This window comes from Streptomyces sp. RKAG337 (assembly GCF_023701715.1).
Classification (GTDB): Bacteria; Actinomycetota; Actinomycetes; order Streptomycetales; family Streptomycetaceae; genus Actinacidiphila.
The window spans coordinates 4,701,543-4,717,779 of record NZ_JAJOZA010000001.1; the positions used below are offsets into that span (position 1 = coordinate 4,701,543).

At 71.5% G+C, this 16,237-nt stretch carries 11 protein-coding genes and 2 tRNA genes; 6 read left to right on the top strand and 7 right to left on the bottom strand.

Annotated features, from left to right (window positions below):
- Positions 1–114 precede the first annotated feature (114 nt).
- Positions 115–954 (top strand): metallophosphoesterase family protein, encoded by an 840-nt coding sequence (locus LNW73_RS20925; protein WP_250976025.1) that lies wholly within the window; start codon positions 115–117, stop codon positions 952–954.
- A 76-nt stretch (positions 955–1,030) separates the two neighbouring features.
- Here LNW73_RS20925 and LNW73_RS20930 read toward each other — a convergent pair whose 3' ends face one another.
- The 3 genes from LNW73_RS20930 to LNW73_RS20940 form a co-directional block, all read right to left on the bottom strand.
- Positions 1,031–1,327 carry a hypothetical protein gene (locus LNW73_RS20930; RefSeq protein ID WP_250976024.1) on the bottom strand — a complete coding sequence of 99 codons (297 nt, stop codon included), beginning with the start codon at positions 1,325–1,327 and terminating at the stop codon, positions 1,031–1,033.
- A gap of 162 nt (positions 1,328–1,489) precedes the next feature.
- Positions 1,490–1,563, bottom strand: a tRNA-Lys gene (locus LNW73_RS20935).
- A gap of 131 nt (positions 1,564–1,694) precedes the next feature.
- Entirely contained in the window at positions 1,695–5,444 is a 3,750-nt protein-coding gene (locus tag LNW73_RS20940; protein WP_250990945.1) for a S8 family serine peptidase, read from the bottom strand.
- Positions 5,445–5,571: 127 nt separating this feature from the next.
- On the opposite strand from LNW73_RS20940, the gene LNW73_RS20945 reads away from it, so the two are divergent.
- Positions 5,572–5,645: transfer RNA gene (locus tag LNW73_RS20945), tRNA-Lys, on the top strand.
- 77 nt (positions 5,646–5,722) lie between these two features.
- On the opposite strand, the gene LNW73_RS20950 is transcribed toward LNW73_RS20945, so the two are convergent.
- The gene (locus tag LNW73_RS20950; RefSeq protein ID WP_250990946.1) at positions 5,723–6,478 is read right to left on the bottom strand and encodes an IclR family transcriptional regulator; all 756 of its coding nucleotides are present in this window, start codon (positions 6,476–6,478) and stop codon (positions 5,723–5,725) included.
- A gap of 356 nt (positions 6,479–6,834) precedes the next feature.
- On the opposite strand from LNW73_RS20950, the gene LNW73_RS20955 reads away from it, so the two are divergent.
- Both LNW73_RS20955 and LNW73_RS20960 read left to right on the top strand, forming a co-directional pair.
- Positions 6,835–7,941: an LLM class flavin-dependent oxidoreductase gene (locus LNW73_RS20955; protein ID WP_250976021.1), complete on the top strand. Its 1,107-nt coding sequence runs from the start codon at positions 6,835–6,837 to the stop codon at positions 7,939–7,941.
- Between the two features lie 348 nt (positions 7,942–8,289).
- Positions 8,290–10,035: a glycosyl hydrolase family 18 protein gene (locus LNW73_RS20960; protein ID WP_250990947.1), complete on the top strand. Its 1,746-nt coding sequence runs from the start codon at positions 8,290–8,292 to the stop codon at positions 10,033–10,035.
- A gap of 103 nt (positions 10,036–10,138) precedes the next feature.
- Here the strand turns inward: LNW73_RS20960 and LNW73_RS20965 are convergent, their stop codons facing one another.
- Positions 10,139–11,914: a putative bifunctional diguanylate cyclase/phosphodiesterase gene (locus tag LNW73_RS20965; RefSeq protein ID WP_285391423.1), complete on the bottom strand. Its 1,776-nt coding sequence runs from the start codon at positions 11,912–11,914 to the stop codon at positions 10,139–10,141.
- A gap of 331 nt (positions 11,915–12,245) precedes the next feature.
- Here LNW73_RS20965 and LNW73_RS20970 point away from each other — a divergent pair, with 331 nt between their 5' ends.
- Positions 12,246–13,421, top strand: a complete 1,176-nt coding sequence (locus LNW73_RS20970) for a M6 family metalloprotease domain-containing protein (protein WP_250980175.1) — start codon at positions 12,246–12,248, stop codon at positions 13,419–13,421.
- Positions 13,422–13,425: 4 nt separating this feature from the next.
- Positions 13,426–14,679: a M6 family metalloprotease domain-containing protein gene (locus LNW73_RS20975; RefSeq protein ID WP_250976019.1), complete on the top strand. Its 1,254-nt coding sequence runs from the start codon at positions 13,426–13,428 to the stop codon at positions 14,677–14,679.
- Positions 14,680–14,770: 91 nt separating this feature from the next.
- On the opposite strand, the gene LNW73_RS20980 is transcribed toward LNW73_RS20975, so the two are convergent.
- Both LNW73_RS20980 and LNW73_RS20985 read right to left on the bottom strand, forming a co-directional pair.
- Positions 14,771–15,202: an OsmC family peroxiredoxin gene (locus LNW73_RS20980; RefSeq protein WP_250976018.1), complete on the bottom strand. Its 432-nt coding sequence runs from the start codon at positions 15,200–15,202 to the stop codon at positions 14,771–14,773.
- 141 nt (positions 15,203–15,343) lie between these two features.
- Positions 15,344–16,207: a polysaccharide deacetylase family protein gene (locus LNW73_RS20985; protein WP_250990948.1), complete on the bottom strand. Its 864-nt coding sequence runs from the start codon at positions 16,205–16,207 to the stop codon at positions 15,344–15,346.
- Between the last annotated feature and the right edge of the window lie 30 nt (positions 16,208–16,237).

The following is a 16,237-nucleotide window of genomic DNA, read 5'->3' on the forward strand; positions in this document are numbered from 1 at the left end:
GCGGCGAACACTTCCGCCGCCCGGGCGGCACGGGGGACCGGCGCGCCCGGCGTAGGCCAGGATCACCCATTGGGCGGGGTACCGCCCGTGCCCGGATCCGCCTACCGTCTGCATATGCCGGATGGAAAGCTCTGGGGGATCAGCGACCTGCATGTGGCGTTCGCGGAGAACCGGAAGATCGTCGAGGGCCTGCGCCCCGAGTCGGACACCGACTGGCTGATCGTCGCGGGCGACGTGGGCGAGCTGACGGACGGCATCGAGTGGGCGCTGACCCTGCTCAGCGGCAGATACGCCCGGGTGGTGTGGGCGCCCGGCAACCACGACCTGTGGACCCCGGCCGAGGACCCGGTCCAGTTACGCGGCGAGGCGCGCTACCGCCATCTGGTCGAGATGTGCCGCTCGCTGGGCGTGCTCACCCCGGAGGACCCGTACCCGGTCTGGGAGGGCGCGGGCGGCCCGGCCGTCGTGGCGCCGCTGTTCGTCCTCTACGACTACACGTTCCGCACCGACACCGCCGCGAACAAGGAGGAGTCGCTCGCCCAGGCGTACAAGTCCGGGATCGTGTGCAGTGACGAGTTCCTGCTGCATCCCGATCCGTACCCGAGCCTCGACGCCTGGTGCCGGGCCCGGCTGAAGGAGTCCGAGCGGCGGCTGCGGGACTGCGATCCGGCCCTCCCGCTGGTCCTGGTCAACCACTTCCCGCTGGTCCGCCAGCCCACCCGGATCCTGCACTACCCGGAGTTCGCCCAGTGGTGCGGCACCGAGCGGACGGCCGACTGGCACCGGCGGTTCACGGTGAGCGCGGTGGTCTACGGCCATCTGCACATTCCCCGGACCGCCTGGTACGACGGGGTGCGCTTCGAGGAGGTCTCCGTCGGCTACCCCCGCGAATGGAGCCGCCCGGGCCACCCCAGAACCGTCCCCCGCCAGATCCTGCCGGAGCCGGCCCGCTGAGGCAGGCGGCCCGCAGTGCCGCGGAACCCGGAAGGCCCCCCGCTTCCGCGAGGGGCCTTCGATCCGGATGCCGGGACTACGGGGTCACCAGGTTGAACACCGGGTAGGTCTTCGGCTGCGCGTCCTTGATGCCGATCTCGGTCAGGATCGGCACGATGATCTCGCCGAACTTCTGGAACGCCTCCTCGGACTCCCAGACGTCGGCGACGATCCAGCCGTCGGCGGTGGGGGCGGCGGTGTGCGAGATGAGGCCGGGCACCGGCCAGTCCGCGGAGTTCTTGACCGTGTCACGGCCACCGGTCACCTTGACGACGCTCTGCTGGTAGTCGGCCTGGGTCATACCGGGGAATTCGAAGATCACGAGGATCGCCATGCGGGGCTCCTATGGGGGGAGTTTTGCGACACCGGACCAGTCGACCACCTCACCGGGCCCCCCGCGCGCCGGCCTGCGCCGTGCGGGTCGCGGCCGGAACAACCGGCCGGAAACGACCAAAGGTGCTCTTCCCGGAGGAAGAGCACCTTTGGTGTTCTGCTGTGCGCCGTCAGGGACTCGAACCCCGGACCCGCTGATTAAGAGTCAGCTGCTCTAACCAACTGAGCTAACGGCGCCTACGGGTCAATCATACGGGGCCGGAGGGGGTGCTGATGACCATCCTCCCCTCCGGCCCCGCGTCATGATCGGCGTGCGGCGAGCACGCCGGGATCAGCCGCCGGGATCGCTCCCGGGATCGGCTCCGGGATCAGCGCAGGCCGAAGGCGCGGATGATCTCCTGGCTGACGGTGCCGCCCTTGCCGTCCTGGGCGGTGGCCTTGAGCGAGACCGCGCCGCCGGGCTTGTTCGGCGTCCTGACGAGCGTGGTCCAGGAACCGTCGCCCGTCCTGACCAGGAGGGTCGGCGCCCAGGTCTTGCCGTCGTCGTACGAGACCGACAGCGTCGCCCTGGTGGCCTTCGTCACGCCGGCCAGCCACTGCTGCGTGGCGGACGAGAGACCGATCCGCGTCCACTGCCCGGCCTTGACGTCACCCGCGGTGTCCGTGGGTACGTCGTAGTCGAGCTGCAGCAGCTTGACGTCCTCCTGCCAGGGTCCGTCCTGCGGAATCGCGCCGGAGACGAAGCCCCACTCGGTGTGCGTGCGGATCGAGCTCTTCCACTCCTTCGCGTCCCGTGCGGAGTCCAGCACCAGGCGGTACGGGAGGGTCTGCGGGGACACGTTCCACAGTCCGCCCGCCCGGCCGGTGCCCTTCGCGATCACGGTGTCGCCCTGGTAGCCGGTGTACGTGGTGGTGTCGTACTCGTCCGGCGGCATCGAGCCGGAGTGGCCCGCTCCCGCGTCCGTCCACGGCGTGATGTTGAACTGGATGTCGTTGTAGACGCTGCGGTTCGGACCCCAGAACGCCTGGCCCAGACGCGGTCGCACCACCCCGCCGAACCACTCGGTGGAGTAGTGCCGGCCCGCGGTGAAGTGGTCGTTGCCGCCGCGCATCTCGAACAGCTCGTCCGAGTAGTCCGGCTTGTAGACCGCGTGGTCCTCGTACCAGAAGCCGGTGCCGTGCTGCGGCGAGACGTACTCGGTGCGCACGCCGGGGTAGGACTCCTTCTCGGTGAAGCCGATGCCCGGCCCCCAGGCGGGGATGTCGTAGCGGAAGCCGCCGCCGGCCCGCTGCCGGTCGCCGTCGTACTTGGCGTCGATCCGGGCGAGGTCCCGCTTGGGGTCGGGGGTGTAGGCGAGGGACCGGTCGGGGATCGCGCCGTCCTGCTGGGAGAGCAGGTCGTAGAGGTAGCGCGGGTCGGTGCGCTGTGTGACGTCGAGGGTGAGCCTGCCGCCCCTGGCGTCGGCGACGAGCCGGGCGCCCGCGTCGCGCATGATCGAGACGACGCCGAGCGGGGTGCTGGTGCCCGCGTCGTCCGCGTAGTAGTCGGAGAGCCGGCCGGTGCCGTCGTTGACGACGATCAGCAGCTTGGCGCCCGCCTTGGCCGCGTTCGCGGCGCGGTCGGCGGGGGAGACGTCGTCGCCGCGGGTGATGACGACGGCCTTGCCCTTGGCGTCCAGACCCGCGTAGTCGGCCGCGGCGCCCTTGCCCGCGGTGACGACGCGCAGCTCGGCCGAGCCGTCGTGGACGGTGGCGCCGGCCTGCGGCAGCAGTTCGAGGTCCCGGCCGTGCGCCGAGGCGTCGACCTGCTTCTCGCCGAGCCGCCAGCGGGTCACGAAGGAGAAGGTGCCGTCGGTGACCTTCCGGGTGGGCGCGGCGTAGATGGTGTCGACCGCCGGCGGCACGATGTACGCGTCGCGGATGAGGTTGCCGTTGGAGAAGGTGCGGGCCAGGTCCAGGTGCAGCTGGCGCTGCTCGGTCTCCTGCGGGACGCGGGCGCTGACCTTGTGCGCCGTGCTCGCGTCGAGCGTCACCGTGGTGTTCCTGGTGAGCACCGTCCCGGGGTCGGTGAGCACCGCCAGGCCGCGGGAGTCCGGGGTGTCACCGGTGACCTCCAGCTCCGCGTACGCCATGTACGTGCCCGGCGGAAGCCGCAGGGTGCGCTCGCCGGCCACGTCGAGCGGCGACGGGTACGGGTTGTCCTTCTCGGCGAGGACGACGGTGCCGGCGGCCGGCTTCCCGTCGCGTCCGGTCAGCTTGATCGTGTAGTCGTAGAGCTCCTGCTCCTTGGTGAGCGCGAAGCCGGTGTGCGCGACGGCCTTGCCGCCGGCCGCGTCGGTCGCGGTGACCTGGCCGGAGAAGGTGGTCGCGGCCGGGACGGTCGTGGGGTCGAGGGTGAGGGTGACCGCGGCGGTGCCGCCCGCCGGGACGGCGACCGTCTTCGCGGACAGCGTGTAGGCGCCGGCCGCCTGGGCGGCCGGGTCCAGCGCGAGGTTCAGCGTGACGTCCGCCGTGCCGTTGTTGCGGTAGGTGATGGTGCGCGTGGTGCTCGTGGCACCGGCGTGCGGCCACTTGTAGACGGCGGCGTCGACCGAGCCGGTGGCCTGGACCGTGGAGTCCACGGCGGCGAGCACATCGACCCGCCCGGTGCCCATCTCGTACGGGGTGAAGGCGGTGAGCTGCTTCGACGAGCTCATCAGCGCGTCCTTGAGCTGCTGCCCGCTCCAGTCGGGGTGCCGCTGCTTGAGGATCGCGGCGGCGCCGGCGACGTGCGGCGTGGCCATCGAGGTGCCGGACATGGTCTGGTACATGCCGCTGCCGGAGGCGAGCGCCTGCGAGCGGGCGGCGGTGATGTCGACGCCGGGCGCCGAGATGTCCGGCTTCAGTGCGTACGAGCCGGTCAGCGGGCCCATGCTGGAGAAGTCGGCGCGGCCGTCCTGCTTGTCCACGGCGGCGACGGTGAGCGCCGCGGCCGCGGAGCCGGGAGAGCCGATGGAGCCGGCTTCGTATGCGTTTCCGGCGGCGATGACGAAGAGCGGTCCGCCGTTCGCCGAGAGGTTGTCGACCGCCTGTGACATCGGGTCGGTGCCGTCGTCGGGGAGCGGCGAGCCGAGGCTCATGCTGACCACGTCGGCGCCCTGGGCCTTGGCCCACTCCATGCCCGCGATGATCCAGGAGTCCTCGCCGGAGCCCTCGTTGGAGAGCACCTTGCCGATCAGCAGCTTGGCGCCGGGCGCGACGCCCTTGTAGTCGCCGTTGGAGGCGGCTCCGGTGCCCGCGATCGTCGAGGCGACGTGCGTGCCGTGACCGTTCCGGTCGGTGACCGGCTGGTCGGGGACGAAGCTCTGCTCGGCGGAGACCTGGTCCTTCAGGTCCGGGTGGGTGTCGTCGATCCCGGTGTCCAGGATGGCGACCTTCCGGCCCTTGCCGTCGTAGCCCTGCGCCCAGGCCTGCGGTGCGTTGATCTGCGGTACCGACTCCTTCAGGCTCGCCTCGACCCGGCCGTCCAGCCACAGCTTGTCGATGCCGTTGTCGAGCGACCGTGCCTTCGCCGCGGCGGCCGGCGCGGCCACCACGTCCTGCCAGAAGGCGCGGCTGTCCTTCTTCCGGGCCTTGAGCGCGGCGCCGCCGATGCTCGGCAGCTGCCGGGTGGTGGTGCTGCCGGCGGGGGCGGCGGGCAGCGACCGGGCGGCGCGGGCGGCGGCGGTGTAGGTGGCGATCATCGGGACGCCGCCGGAGCGGGCGTCGTCGTAGCCCATCTTCACCAGCGCGGTGAGGTCGAACAGCCGGCGGTCGAGCTTGCCGGCGGCGATCAGCGGCAGCGCCTCGTCCGGCAGCACGTAGGTCTCACCGCCCGCCTGCTGGACGTGCACGCCGCCGGGGGCGCCGTGCGGGCGGTCCACGGTGACGGTGTCCTGGTTGCCGGCCCCGTCGGCGAAGTGCACGACGTCCCCGGTGACCAGGGTGATGTCGTACGTGGTGGCCTGCTGCGGTGCCGCGGGGCGCGGGGTGGCGCCGGGGGCGGCGGTCGCGGGGGTCGTGGGAAGGAGGAGTCCGGTACTGAGCGCGAGCGCGGTGGCGCTGGCGAGCAGGGAGGCGCGGCGTCTTATCGGCGTCATGCACATGATCTATCGGCCCGGAGCCGCGCCGCGCACCGGCACGGCCTGGCAGGATCCCGCCTGGCGGAGATCCGCCGCCGGTTTTTGAGCACCCCGGAGGATCGGGTACGATCTTCCATGTCAGCACGCGCCGTTAGCTCAGTTGGTTAGAGCAGCTGACTCTTAATCAGCGGGTCCGGGGTTCGAGTCCCTGACGGCGCACAGACGGTCGAAGGCCCCTCGCGGAAGCGGGGGGCCTTCTTCGTGTCGTACACCGGGTAGTGGCCGGTCCTGGTGGGTCAGAAGCTGAGCGAGAGCAGCACCGGGGCCGCGCGTTCGTTCAGGGTGTCGACGGCCGGTTTGAGGCGGTGCGCCTGGGAGGTGGGCATCGACAGCGCGAGGCAGGCGACCGTCTTCCCGATGGTGAGCGGTACCGCGGCGCAGACCGTGCCGACCGCGTATTCCTGCAGGTCGAGCATGGGGTGGCTGGCCGGCCGGCTCTCCAGGTCGGAGAGCAGGGCCTTCTCGTCGACGACGGTGCGCGAGGTGAGGCGCGCGGTCCGGTGCCGGGACAGGTGTTCGCGGCGGCCGCGGTGGTCGAGCTGCGCGAGCAGGCACTTGCCGACCGCGCTGGCGTGCGCGGAGGAGCGGAAGTCCACCCATTCGTTCACCCGCGGGGTGGCCGGCCCGTCCGCCACGTCGACCACCGTCACCTCACCGTCGTCGTAACGGCCGAAATAGACGGCGGCGCCGACCTCGTCGCGCAGCTCGTTGAGGACGCTGTTGAGCTTGTCGGCGAGCGCCTGCTCACGGTCGGCGGCGCCCAGCAGCACGAGGGATTCGCCGGTCACGTATCCGCCGCCGGGCAGGAACGCGAGATAGCGCTCGCGCTTGAGCATGGCCAGCAGTTGCGAGAGATAGCCGATGGGCACGCCGATCTCGCGGGCCAGCTGCTCGGCCGTCACGCCGTGCCGGTGGTGGTCGACGGCCTCCAGTACGCGCAGCGCGTACTGGACCGCGTACACCGGCGCGATCTGTCGGTACTCAAGCGCCACGGAATCCCCCTGCAGGTGTGCCGTTCGCGTCCGGTGCGGCGTGCCGTACGTCACGGCTGTAGCTGCTGGTCACGGCCGATGGGCGTACCGATCGGACCCGACAGCCGAGCCGCTTCCCACGATAGCCGTAACGGCGTTGAAGGTAGAGGCCGTTGACCGGCCGATCGGTGGGCTTCGTGCGTATATGCAGGAAAGCGTCGTATCGGCATATGCCATGGGCCTGGTCGAGGGGTGATCGGGATGGAGGGCGGGGTGCGGGTCGGCCGATGGTCGGGTGATGGTCGGCCGGGAATAACCGGAGTGCGTCTCCGGTTCCAGTTGCCGCAGGCGAATACATGACCGAGGAGGCGCCCCCCGTGGGAGACGAACCGCAGACCACCGATGACATCCGCGGAGCAGCCCGTGGCAGCGCGCCCGTGCCGCTGTCCGTGCTCGACCTGGCGACCGTGGGAAGCGGGCTGACCGCCACCCACGCCCTGCGCGCCAGTGTCGAACTGGCCGAACTCGCCGAGGCCCGCGGATTCCACCGGATGTGGGTCGCCGAGCACCACTCGATGCCGGGTGTGGCCAGTTCCTCCCCTGCGGTGATCCTCGCCCACCTCGCCGCGTTCACCCGCACGCTGCGGCTCGGTTCCGGCGGAGTGATGCTCCCCAACCACGCCCCGCTGGTGATCGCCGAGCAGTTCGGCACGCTGGAGGCGCTCGCCCCCGGCCGGATCGACCTCGGTCTGGGCCGCGCGCCCGGCACCGACGGCGCCACCGCCGCGGCGCTGCGCCGCACCGACCGCCCGGACGGCGCCGACGACTTCCCGCAGCAGCTCGCCGAGCTGACCCGGTTCCTGGACGACGACTTCCCGGACGGGCACCGCTACGCGCGCATCCACGCGATCCCCGGACCGGTGCAGGGCTCCGTCGCCGGCGGGGTGCAGTCCGCGTCGCGTCCGTCGGTCTGGCTGCTCGGCTCCTCCGGCTTCAGCGCCCGGCTGGCCGGCGCGCTCGGCCTGCCGTTCTCCTTCGCGCACCACTTCTCGGCGGCCAACACCGTTCCCGCGCTGGAGCTCTACCGCGAATCGTTCCGCCCGTCCGCGGTCCTGGACCGCCCGTACGCCGCGATCGGCGTCTCCGCCCTCGCGGCCGACGACCCCGCCGAGGCGCGCCGCCAGGTGCTCACCGGTGCGCTCGGCATGCTGCGGCTGCGCACCGGGCGGCCGGGGCTCATCCCGTCGCCCGAGGAGGCCGAGGCGTACGAATTCAGCGCCCTGGAGCGGGAGTTCATCGACTCCTGGCTCGTCAATGTGGTGCACGGCGGTGCGGAGGAGGTCCGCGACGGGCTCGACGCCCTGGTGAAGCGGACCGGTGCGGACGAGCTGATCATCACGGCCAACGCCCATACGCCGGCCGCCCGTCTGCGGTCCTACGCGTTGATCGCGGACGCCTACGGGCTGCCCGGCGGCGAGTCGTAGGGCACTCGGAACGACCCGGCGGGGCGACCCCGAGCCCGCACCGCCGATCGCCCCGCCGAACGCCCCGGCGGTTAAAAACGGGTTTCCCGAAGGGGCGTGGTTCGTCTCCCGGAGGGACATGTTCCGGATCCTTAACTCAGGCTAAAGCCGCTTGTCAGCACCTGCGACAGGCGGCTTTTCGCTGGCCGGAGGGGGTTTCTGGCGGGTAGCTGACACGTCAATTGGTCTAGTCCTAAGTCTGGTTCAGACCATTGACCGGAGCATCTCAAGGGCGCTATTCAGTGCGCAGCCCCCTGCTCCTCCCTCTCCCCCCGGAGGTCTTTCGTGCAGCTCCAGAAAAGATCACTCGTGGCTGCCGCCACCAGTGCGGCCCTCGCCCTCGGCGCGATCACCGCGCTCGTCGGCGGACTCGCCCCGGCGAGCGCCGCGGGCAGTGCGGGTACCGACGCCCAGCCGGCCGCCGCGGCCGCGAGCAGCGGCGGGGTGAAGATCGCCTACTACGACCAGTGGAGCGTGTACGGCAACGCCTTCTACCCCAAGGACCTCGACACCCGGGGGATCGCGAGCAAGCTCGACGTCATCAACTACTCGTTCGGGAACATCCACCCGACCGACCTCACCTGTTTCGAGGCCAACAAGGCCGCCTCGCAGGACGAGAACAACCCCAGCGCCGGTGACGGCGCGGGCGACTCCTTCGCGGACTACCAGAAGTCCTTCGGCGCGGCCGACAGCGTCGACGGGGTGGCCGACACCTGGAACCAGCCGATCACCGGCGCGTTCAACCAGCTGCGGAAGCTCAAGGCGAAGTACCCGAAGCTGAAGGTCGACATCTCCATCGGCGGCTGGACGTACTCCAAGTACTTCTCGGACGCGGCGAAGACCGACGCGAGCCGCAAGAAGCTCGTGACGTCCTGCATCGACCAGTACATCAAGGGCAACCTGCCCGTCGACGGCGGCTTCGGCGGCCCCGGCTCCGCGGCCGGCGTGTTCGACGGGATCGACCTCGACTGGGAGTACCCGGGCTCGACGGGCGGCCACCTCGGCAACCACGTGGACGCGGCCGACAAGCAGAACTTCACGCTGCTGCTCGCCGAGTTCCGCAAGCAGCTCGACGCGTACGGCACCGCCAACGGCGGCAAGAAGATGCTGCTGACCGCCGCGCTGCCGGCCGGCCAGGACAAGATCTCGCACATCGAGACCAACAAGGTCGGGCAGTACCTCGACTACGCGAACATCATGACCTACGACATGCACGGCGCCTGGGACACCGACGGACCGGTCTACCACCAGTCGCCGCTCGTCCCGTCGGCCACCGACCCGACCGACCCGATCGCGCCGGGCACCGAGAAGTACAACATCACCAACGCGGTGAACGCCTGGCTCGACGGCAACGCCGCCTACGGCATCGCCGGCGGCTTCCCCGCCAACAAGCTGACGCTGGGCTACGAGCTCTACTACCGCGGCTGGACGGGCGTTCCCGCCGGTGCCAACCACGGTCTGGGCCAGCCCGCCACCGGCCCCGCCCCGGCCCGCAGCCTCAGCGCCACGGCCGGTATCGCGTACTACAAGGAACTCGGCGGCATCGTCGACAACCCCGCGACCACCTTCTGGGACGACGCGTCGAAGTCCTCGTACTTCTACAACGGCACGGAGTTCTGGACCGGTCTCAACGCCCAGTCGATCCAGGCCCGCGCGGACTACGCGCACTGCCGCGGACTGGCCGGCGCGATGATGTACTCGCTGCTGGACCTGGACACCGGCACCACGCTGCTCAACAAGATCAACACCGCCGTGGGCGGCTCCGCGAGCGGCTGCGGCACCACACCGCCGACGACCCCGCCCACGACTCCTCCGACCACCCCGCCGACCACTCCGCCCACGACGCCTCCGACCACGCCTCCCACCACCCCGCCGACGACGCCGCCCACCGGCACCTGCGCCGCGGCCGCCTGGAGCTCCTCCGCCGTCTACACCAGTGCCAGCGGAACGGTCTCCTGGAAGGGCCACAACTGGAAGGCCAAGTGGTGGACGACGGGCGAGGAGCCCGGCACCACCGGCGAATGGGGCGTGTGGCAGGACCTCGGCGCCTGCTGACCTGACCGCCCCATCCGGAGCCCGCGTCCCTTCCCCCCACGGACGCGGGCTCCGGCATGTGCGGGTACAGGGGCCACACGGGCCTGGCAGCGGCCGCCCGGCGTCAGCCCGCGAGCAGTTCGGAGATCCGCTCGGCGGCGACGGGACGGGAGTAGTGCCAGCCCTGACCGGTGTCGCAGCCGATCCGCCGCAGCCGCTCGGCCTGTTCGGCGTTCTCGACGCATTCCGCGGTGACGGTGAGACCGAGCCGGTGGGCGAGCTCCACCAAGGCCTCGACGATGGTCTCGTCGGCGGGGTTGGGGTGTTCGGCCGAGCGGAAGCCCTGGACGAAGGAACCGTCGAGCTTGAGGGCGGAGACCGGCAGCCGGCTCATGTAGGCGAGGTTGGAGTAGCCGGTGCCGAAGTCGTCGATGGCGATCCGCACGCCCATCTCGCTCAGCGCGTGCAGGGCCTGCAGCGGCCGGCCGGCCGAGCCCATGACGGCGGACTCGGTGAGTTCCAGCTGCAGCAGTTCCGGCGGCAGCCCGGTCTCCTCCAGGATGGCGGCGACATCGGCGACGAGGTCGGAGTCCCAGACCTGCCGGACCGCGACGTTGACGCTGATGAAGATCGGGTCGTCCGGGTGGTCCTTCTGCCAGACCCGCGCCTGACGGCACGATTCGGCAAGCACCCAGCGGCCGAGCTGGACGATGGAGCCGTTCTCCTCGGCGAGGCCGATGAAACGGTCCGGCGCCAGCCGCCCGAAGTGCGGGTGCTGCCAGCGGACCAGCGCCTCGACGCCGCGCAGCACACCGCTGTCGAGCCCGACGAGCGGCTGGTACTCCAGGATGAACTCCCCGCGCTCCACGGCCTGTCGCAGCGTGCTGGACAGCGCCTGCCGGGTCATGCGGTGGGCGTTGCGCTCGGGGTCGAAGAGCGTCCAGCGGGCCTTGCCGTCGGCCTTGGCCCAGTAGAGCGTGGTGTCGGCGGCCTGCATCAGTCCGGTGGCGGAGCTGCCGGCCACCTCGCGCTCGACCACGCCGATGCTCGCCGACACGGCGAGCCGCTGGCCGTCCACGTCGAACGGCCGCTGCAGTGAGGTGAGTACGGACTCGGCGAGCACGGTGGCCTGTCCCGTGCCGGTGGAGTCCCGGACGAGCAGGGCGAATTCATCGCCGCCGAGCCGGGCGACCAGGTTGCCGCCGGGCTCCGCGCAGGTCAGCAGCCGCTGGGCGACGGCGGCGAGCAGCTGGTCGCCGATCCGGTGCCCGAGGGTGTCGTTGATGGCCTTGAAGCCGTCGAGGTCGAGGTAACAGAGCCCGATCCGGCCGGTCCTGCTGCCGGCGCCGTCGAGGGCGGCGGAGAGCCGCTCGAAGAACAGCGCCCGGTTGGGCAGCCGGGTGACGGAGTCGTGCATCTGCAGATGGCGCAACTGCTCGCGCAGGCTGTGGCGTTCGCCGATGTCCTCGACGGACAGCAGCGCCGTCCCGCAGGCGCTTCCGGTGCCGGAGAGCGTCACCTCGGCCCACAGGGAGCCGCCGTCGCGGCGCTTGATGCGGCGGGTGCAGCGCAGTTGGTCGCGGCGGCCGCCGAGCACCTCACGGTAGGCGGTGCGGACCGGATCGTCGTCGGCCAGGCCCAGCAGTCCGGCGGCGACGCGGGCGGCGAGCCCGGCGGGGCTGGTGCCGAGGAGCGCGCCGAGCGCCTGGTTGGCCTCCAGCACCCAGCCGTCGCGGTCCACCAGCGCCATGGGCAGCCGGGCCGCGGTGAAGGCGGCGCGGTAGTCGCGCGGTTCACCGGCCGTGGGGCCGGGCGGCCCCGGAGGGGAACCGTTACTCAGCGTGAGGATTACCGGTGTGATGTCGGGTTCGGCACTGGGGCCGCCCGAGGGTCCGCCCATTGCCCGCTCCCCGTGTCGCGCTGGTCTCGGTGGCGATCATAGGCGCTGGCGGAGCGGCTGATCCAGCGCCGTCGTGGTGATTCTTGGCACGCAAGCTGACGGATTGATCGTTTCTGCACGAATGCGGCGAGCAACTGACCGATTCGGATAGGCCATTACGCACAGTAATGACGACGGAATCACCCCGGGCGGAGCAACTCAACAGGACATAACGTCGCAATTCATAGCAACGTGGTGAAGGTGTCCCGAACGGGCTCACGATTCCTCCCCGGAGGTCCATGTGCGGCGGTCAGGCATCCTCATACGGGCGCGGCGGCGACCCCTGCGCGCGATGGCGGCGGCGGCGAGTGTCTTCGCCGCCGTCGTCGCCTGGACGCTCGTCGCGGGGCCCACCGCGGCCGCCGCTCCCGGCGGGGACTGCGCCCTGCCGCGCACCACGGCCCACCACTCCGAAGGAGTGGATACGTGGAACGCCTCGTACCCCCGGCCGAGCACGGCGCTGGACGCCGTGATGATCTTCCTCTCGTTTCCGGACGCCGTGCCGGCCCTGACGACCCAAGAGGTCGCCGCCGACCACTTCCCGGAGACCTCGCGTTTCTACGACCGTGCCTCGTACGGGCAGTTCCAGCTGCGCGACCACCCCGTCGATCACTGGATCAAGATGCCGCGGAACTCCACCGACTACGGGATCCGGCGCGACTGGGACCCCGATCTGCGCACCGGGTACCTGCGGGACGCGATCGCGGTGGCCGACCCCACGGTGGACTTCTCCGCCTACGACTTCGTCTACCTGGTCGCGGACCCGGACGCTCCCGGCGTCGACGCGGACGCCACCAAGGTCGTGAACCTCGCCACCCCGATGCGGGCGGACGGCACCGATCTGCGGCGGCTGGTCACGGTGTTCGAGCAACACCCCCCGGACCACAACGTGCTGGCCCACGAGACCGGCCATGTCTTCGACCTCCCCGACCTGTACTCCAGGCCGGCCATCGGCAGCGACGCCGACTGGGACACCCATGTCGGCGACTGGGACCTCATGGGCAGCCAGTTCGGCCTCGCCCCCGAGCCGTTCGCCTGGCACAAGTGGAAGTTCGGCTGGCTGCAGGACAGCCAGGTGCAGTGCGTGTCCCGGCGGGGCACCACCTGGCACGAACTGACACCGCTGGAGACCGCGGGCGGCAGCAAGCTCGTCGTGGTCCGCACCGGGCAGCGCACCGCGCTCGCCATCGAGGCGCGCACCTCGGCCGGCAACGACGTGGGGCTGTGCCGGGAGGGCGTGCTGCTCTACGAGGTGCGCTCCGGCACCGAGTCCGGCGAAGGCCCCGTCGACGTCCTCGACGGCCACCCCGCCACCTCCGCCTGCCACGACGGCTCCGCCTACCCGCAGCTGGCCGACGCGCCGCTCGGCGTGGGCGAGTCCTACTCCTACGACGCGGGCCGGGTCCGCGTGACGGTCGCCTCCCGCTCCCTGGACGGCTCCTGGGCCGTCAAGGTCAGCGAGGGATAGCGCCGTGGCGACGGACGGGCGAATACCGTGGATGCCCGGAGCGGGGCTGAAGGCCGCCGCCATCGGGACGGTCGCGCTGCTCGCGGTGGCCAGTACGGCCACCACCGGGCCGCAGGCCGCCTACTCCCCGCCGACGGCCGCCCGGCCGTGCGCGCTGCGCGCGACACCGGGCACCGCGATGTCCGAGGGCTTCCCCGACCGGGCCGCGCGCGGGGTGGGCAGTGAGTTCGCCCCGTCGACCGGCCGGGTGCGGGCCCTGACCCTGTTCATCGACTTCTCCGACGCGCCCGCGCCCTACAGCGCCAAGGAGCGGTACGCGGAGTTCTTCCCCGCCGTCCAGCAGTGGTTCGACCGCGGCTCGTACGGAAAGCTGCACTACGAGTCGACGCCCGTGATGCGCTACATCCGCATGCCACGGCCGTTCTCCTCGTACGGGATCGGCCGCGGGTACGGCTGGGACGCGCACACCGCGATGATGCGCGACCTGCTCCAGGTCGCCGACCGGGACATCGACTTCCGCGGCTACGACCTGGTCAACATCCTCGTCACCCCGAACGCGGGTCCGCCCGCCGACGAGGCCGTCCTGTCGGTGACCTGGACCGGCGCCTCGGCCGCCACCACCGATGACGGCGCCCGGCTCGACCGGGTCTCGCTGATCTACGGCCACGACCAGTCGGGCTCCCGCGTCCTCGGCCACGAGAACGGCCACGCCTTCGGCCTGCCCGACCTCTACGCCTCCGACGACTTCCAGCGCACCGACACCCTGGCGGGCCAGTGGGACAGCATGTCCCTGGACTGGGGTCTGGGCGGCGACCTGCTCGCCTGGCACAAATGGCGGCTCGGCTGGCTGGACGACACCCAGATCGCCTGCGCCTCGGTGCGCGGCGAATGGACGTACGCGCTGCGCGCCGTGTCACTGACAGGTGGCCGCAAGGCCGTTGTCGTTCCGTACGGGCGGACCCGCGCCTATGTGATCGAGGCCCGGCAGGCGTCGGGCAACGACGCTGAGGCCTGCCGCGAGGGCGTACTCGTCTACCAGGTCCGTACCGACATCGACTCCGGCGCCGGCCCGGTGACCGTACGGGACGCCCATCCCACCAGCAGCGCCTGCGACTTCAGCAGCGGATCGTTCAACTCCCTCAACGACGCGCCCTTCCGCGTGGGCGAGGTCTTCAACGACCCTGCCGCGGGCCTCACGGTCCGGGTGCTGGGCCGTGACTCCGCCGGCGAATGGGAGGTCCGGGTGACCCGCCACTGACCCCGGGACCGGCACCGGCGCGGCGCACCGGCTCTCGGGAGGGGGAGAGCCGGCGCACCGCGCCGGGGCGGGTCCGGGCGGAGAGCCGGTGTCAGGCGAGGAGTTCGGCCTTGAGGGTGATGTTCTTCACCGCGGCGAGGGCCTGGCTGACCGGGCAGTTGGCCTTCGCGTCCTGGGCGAGGGCTTCGAACGCCTCGGCGGTGATGCCCGGCACGGTGCCCTTCACGGACAGGACGATGCCGGTGATGCCCTCGCCCGGCTGGAAGGTGACGTCGGCCTGCGTCTGGAGCAGCTCCGCCGGAGTGCCCGCGCCGGCGAGGGCGTGCGAGAAGGCCATCGAGAAGCAGGACGAGTGCGCGGCCGCGATGAGCTCCTCGGGGCTCGTCTTGCCGTTGGCCACCTCGGCGCGCGAGGCCCAGGAGACCTCGTAGGTGCCGACACCGGAGGTGTCGAGGGAGACGGTGCCGGAGCCGTCGAGGAGGGCGCCCTTCCACTGGGTGGTCGCGGTGCGGGTGGTTGCCATGGTCACAAGCCTCCAAGAGAGAGCGGGAAACGCCTCTCGAACGCTACCGCGCCCCCGGGTCCCCGGCGGGGAACGTCGGCGGGAACGCAGCGGGAAGGTCAGCGGGACGGTCGGCGGGAAGGTCAGCGGCGGGGGAAGCTGTCAGCGCCCGGGGAAGCTGTACGTGTAGTGCTGCGCGTCGAGCTGGTCCAGCAGCCGGGACAGCGCCTGCACCGTCTGGGTGCGGTCGCCGCCGCCGTCGTGCATCAGCACGATCGCGCCGGGCCTGAGGTTGGCGTTGATGTGGCGCATGATCGCGGCCGTGCCGGGGCGCTTCCAGTCGTCGGAGTCGGAGGTCCAGCCCAGCGGGCGCATTCCGTGGCCGGCGGCTATCTCCCGTATCCATGGCTTGAAGTCGCCGCCGGGCGCCCGGTAGTACGGCACTTCGGCGCCGGGGCCGGCCGCGGCGGCGATCTCCTGGCGCGCGTCCAGGATCTCGTGCGTGTTGTAGTCGGCGGACTTGGCGCTCTGGTGCTCGTCGTGGTGCACCGAGTGGTCGCACAGCCGGTGCCCGGCCGCGGTGATCTGCCGGACGACGGCGGGGTGGGCCTGGGCGTTCGGGCCGATCTCGCAGAAGGTGGCCTTCGCGTGGTGCCGGGCGAGCAGCGCCAGTATCTGCGGCGTCCAGCGCGGGTCGGGGCCGTCGTCGAAGGTCAGGGCCACCGCCTTGCCGCCGTTCTCCAGGCCGTGTTGTATCTCCCGGCTCACGCGGGTGCCGCCGGGCGCGTCGTCGGTCGGGGTGGTCGGCGAGGACGAGGCGGGCGGTGACGCGGGCCGCGAGGACGGGGCGGGTGGGGTGCCCGTCCGGGTCTGATGGGGGATCGTGGCGGAGGACGGAGCAGGCGACGGGGCGGAGACGGGCGCCGTGCGGGCGCCCTGCTGGGCGCCGCAGGCCGCCAGGGCGGCGCCGGCGAGCGTCATCCCCAGAGCGGTGGCGGTCGTCTTCTTCGCGCTGCTCAGCGCCACGGTTGTACCTCCATCGATGCCAGGCCCCGT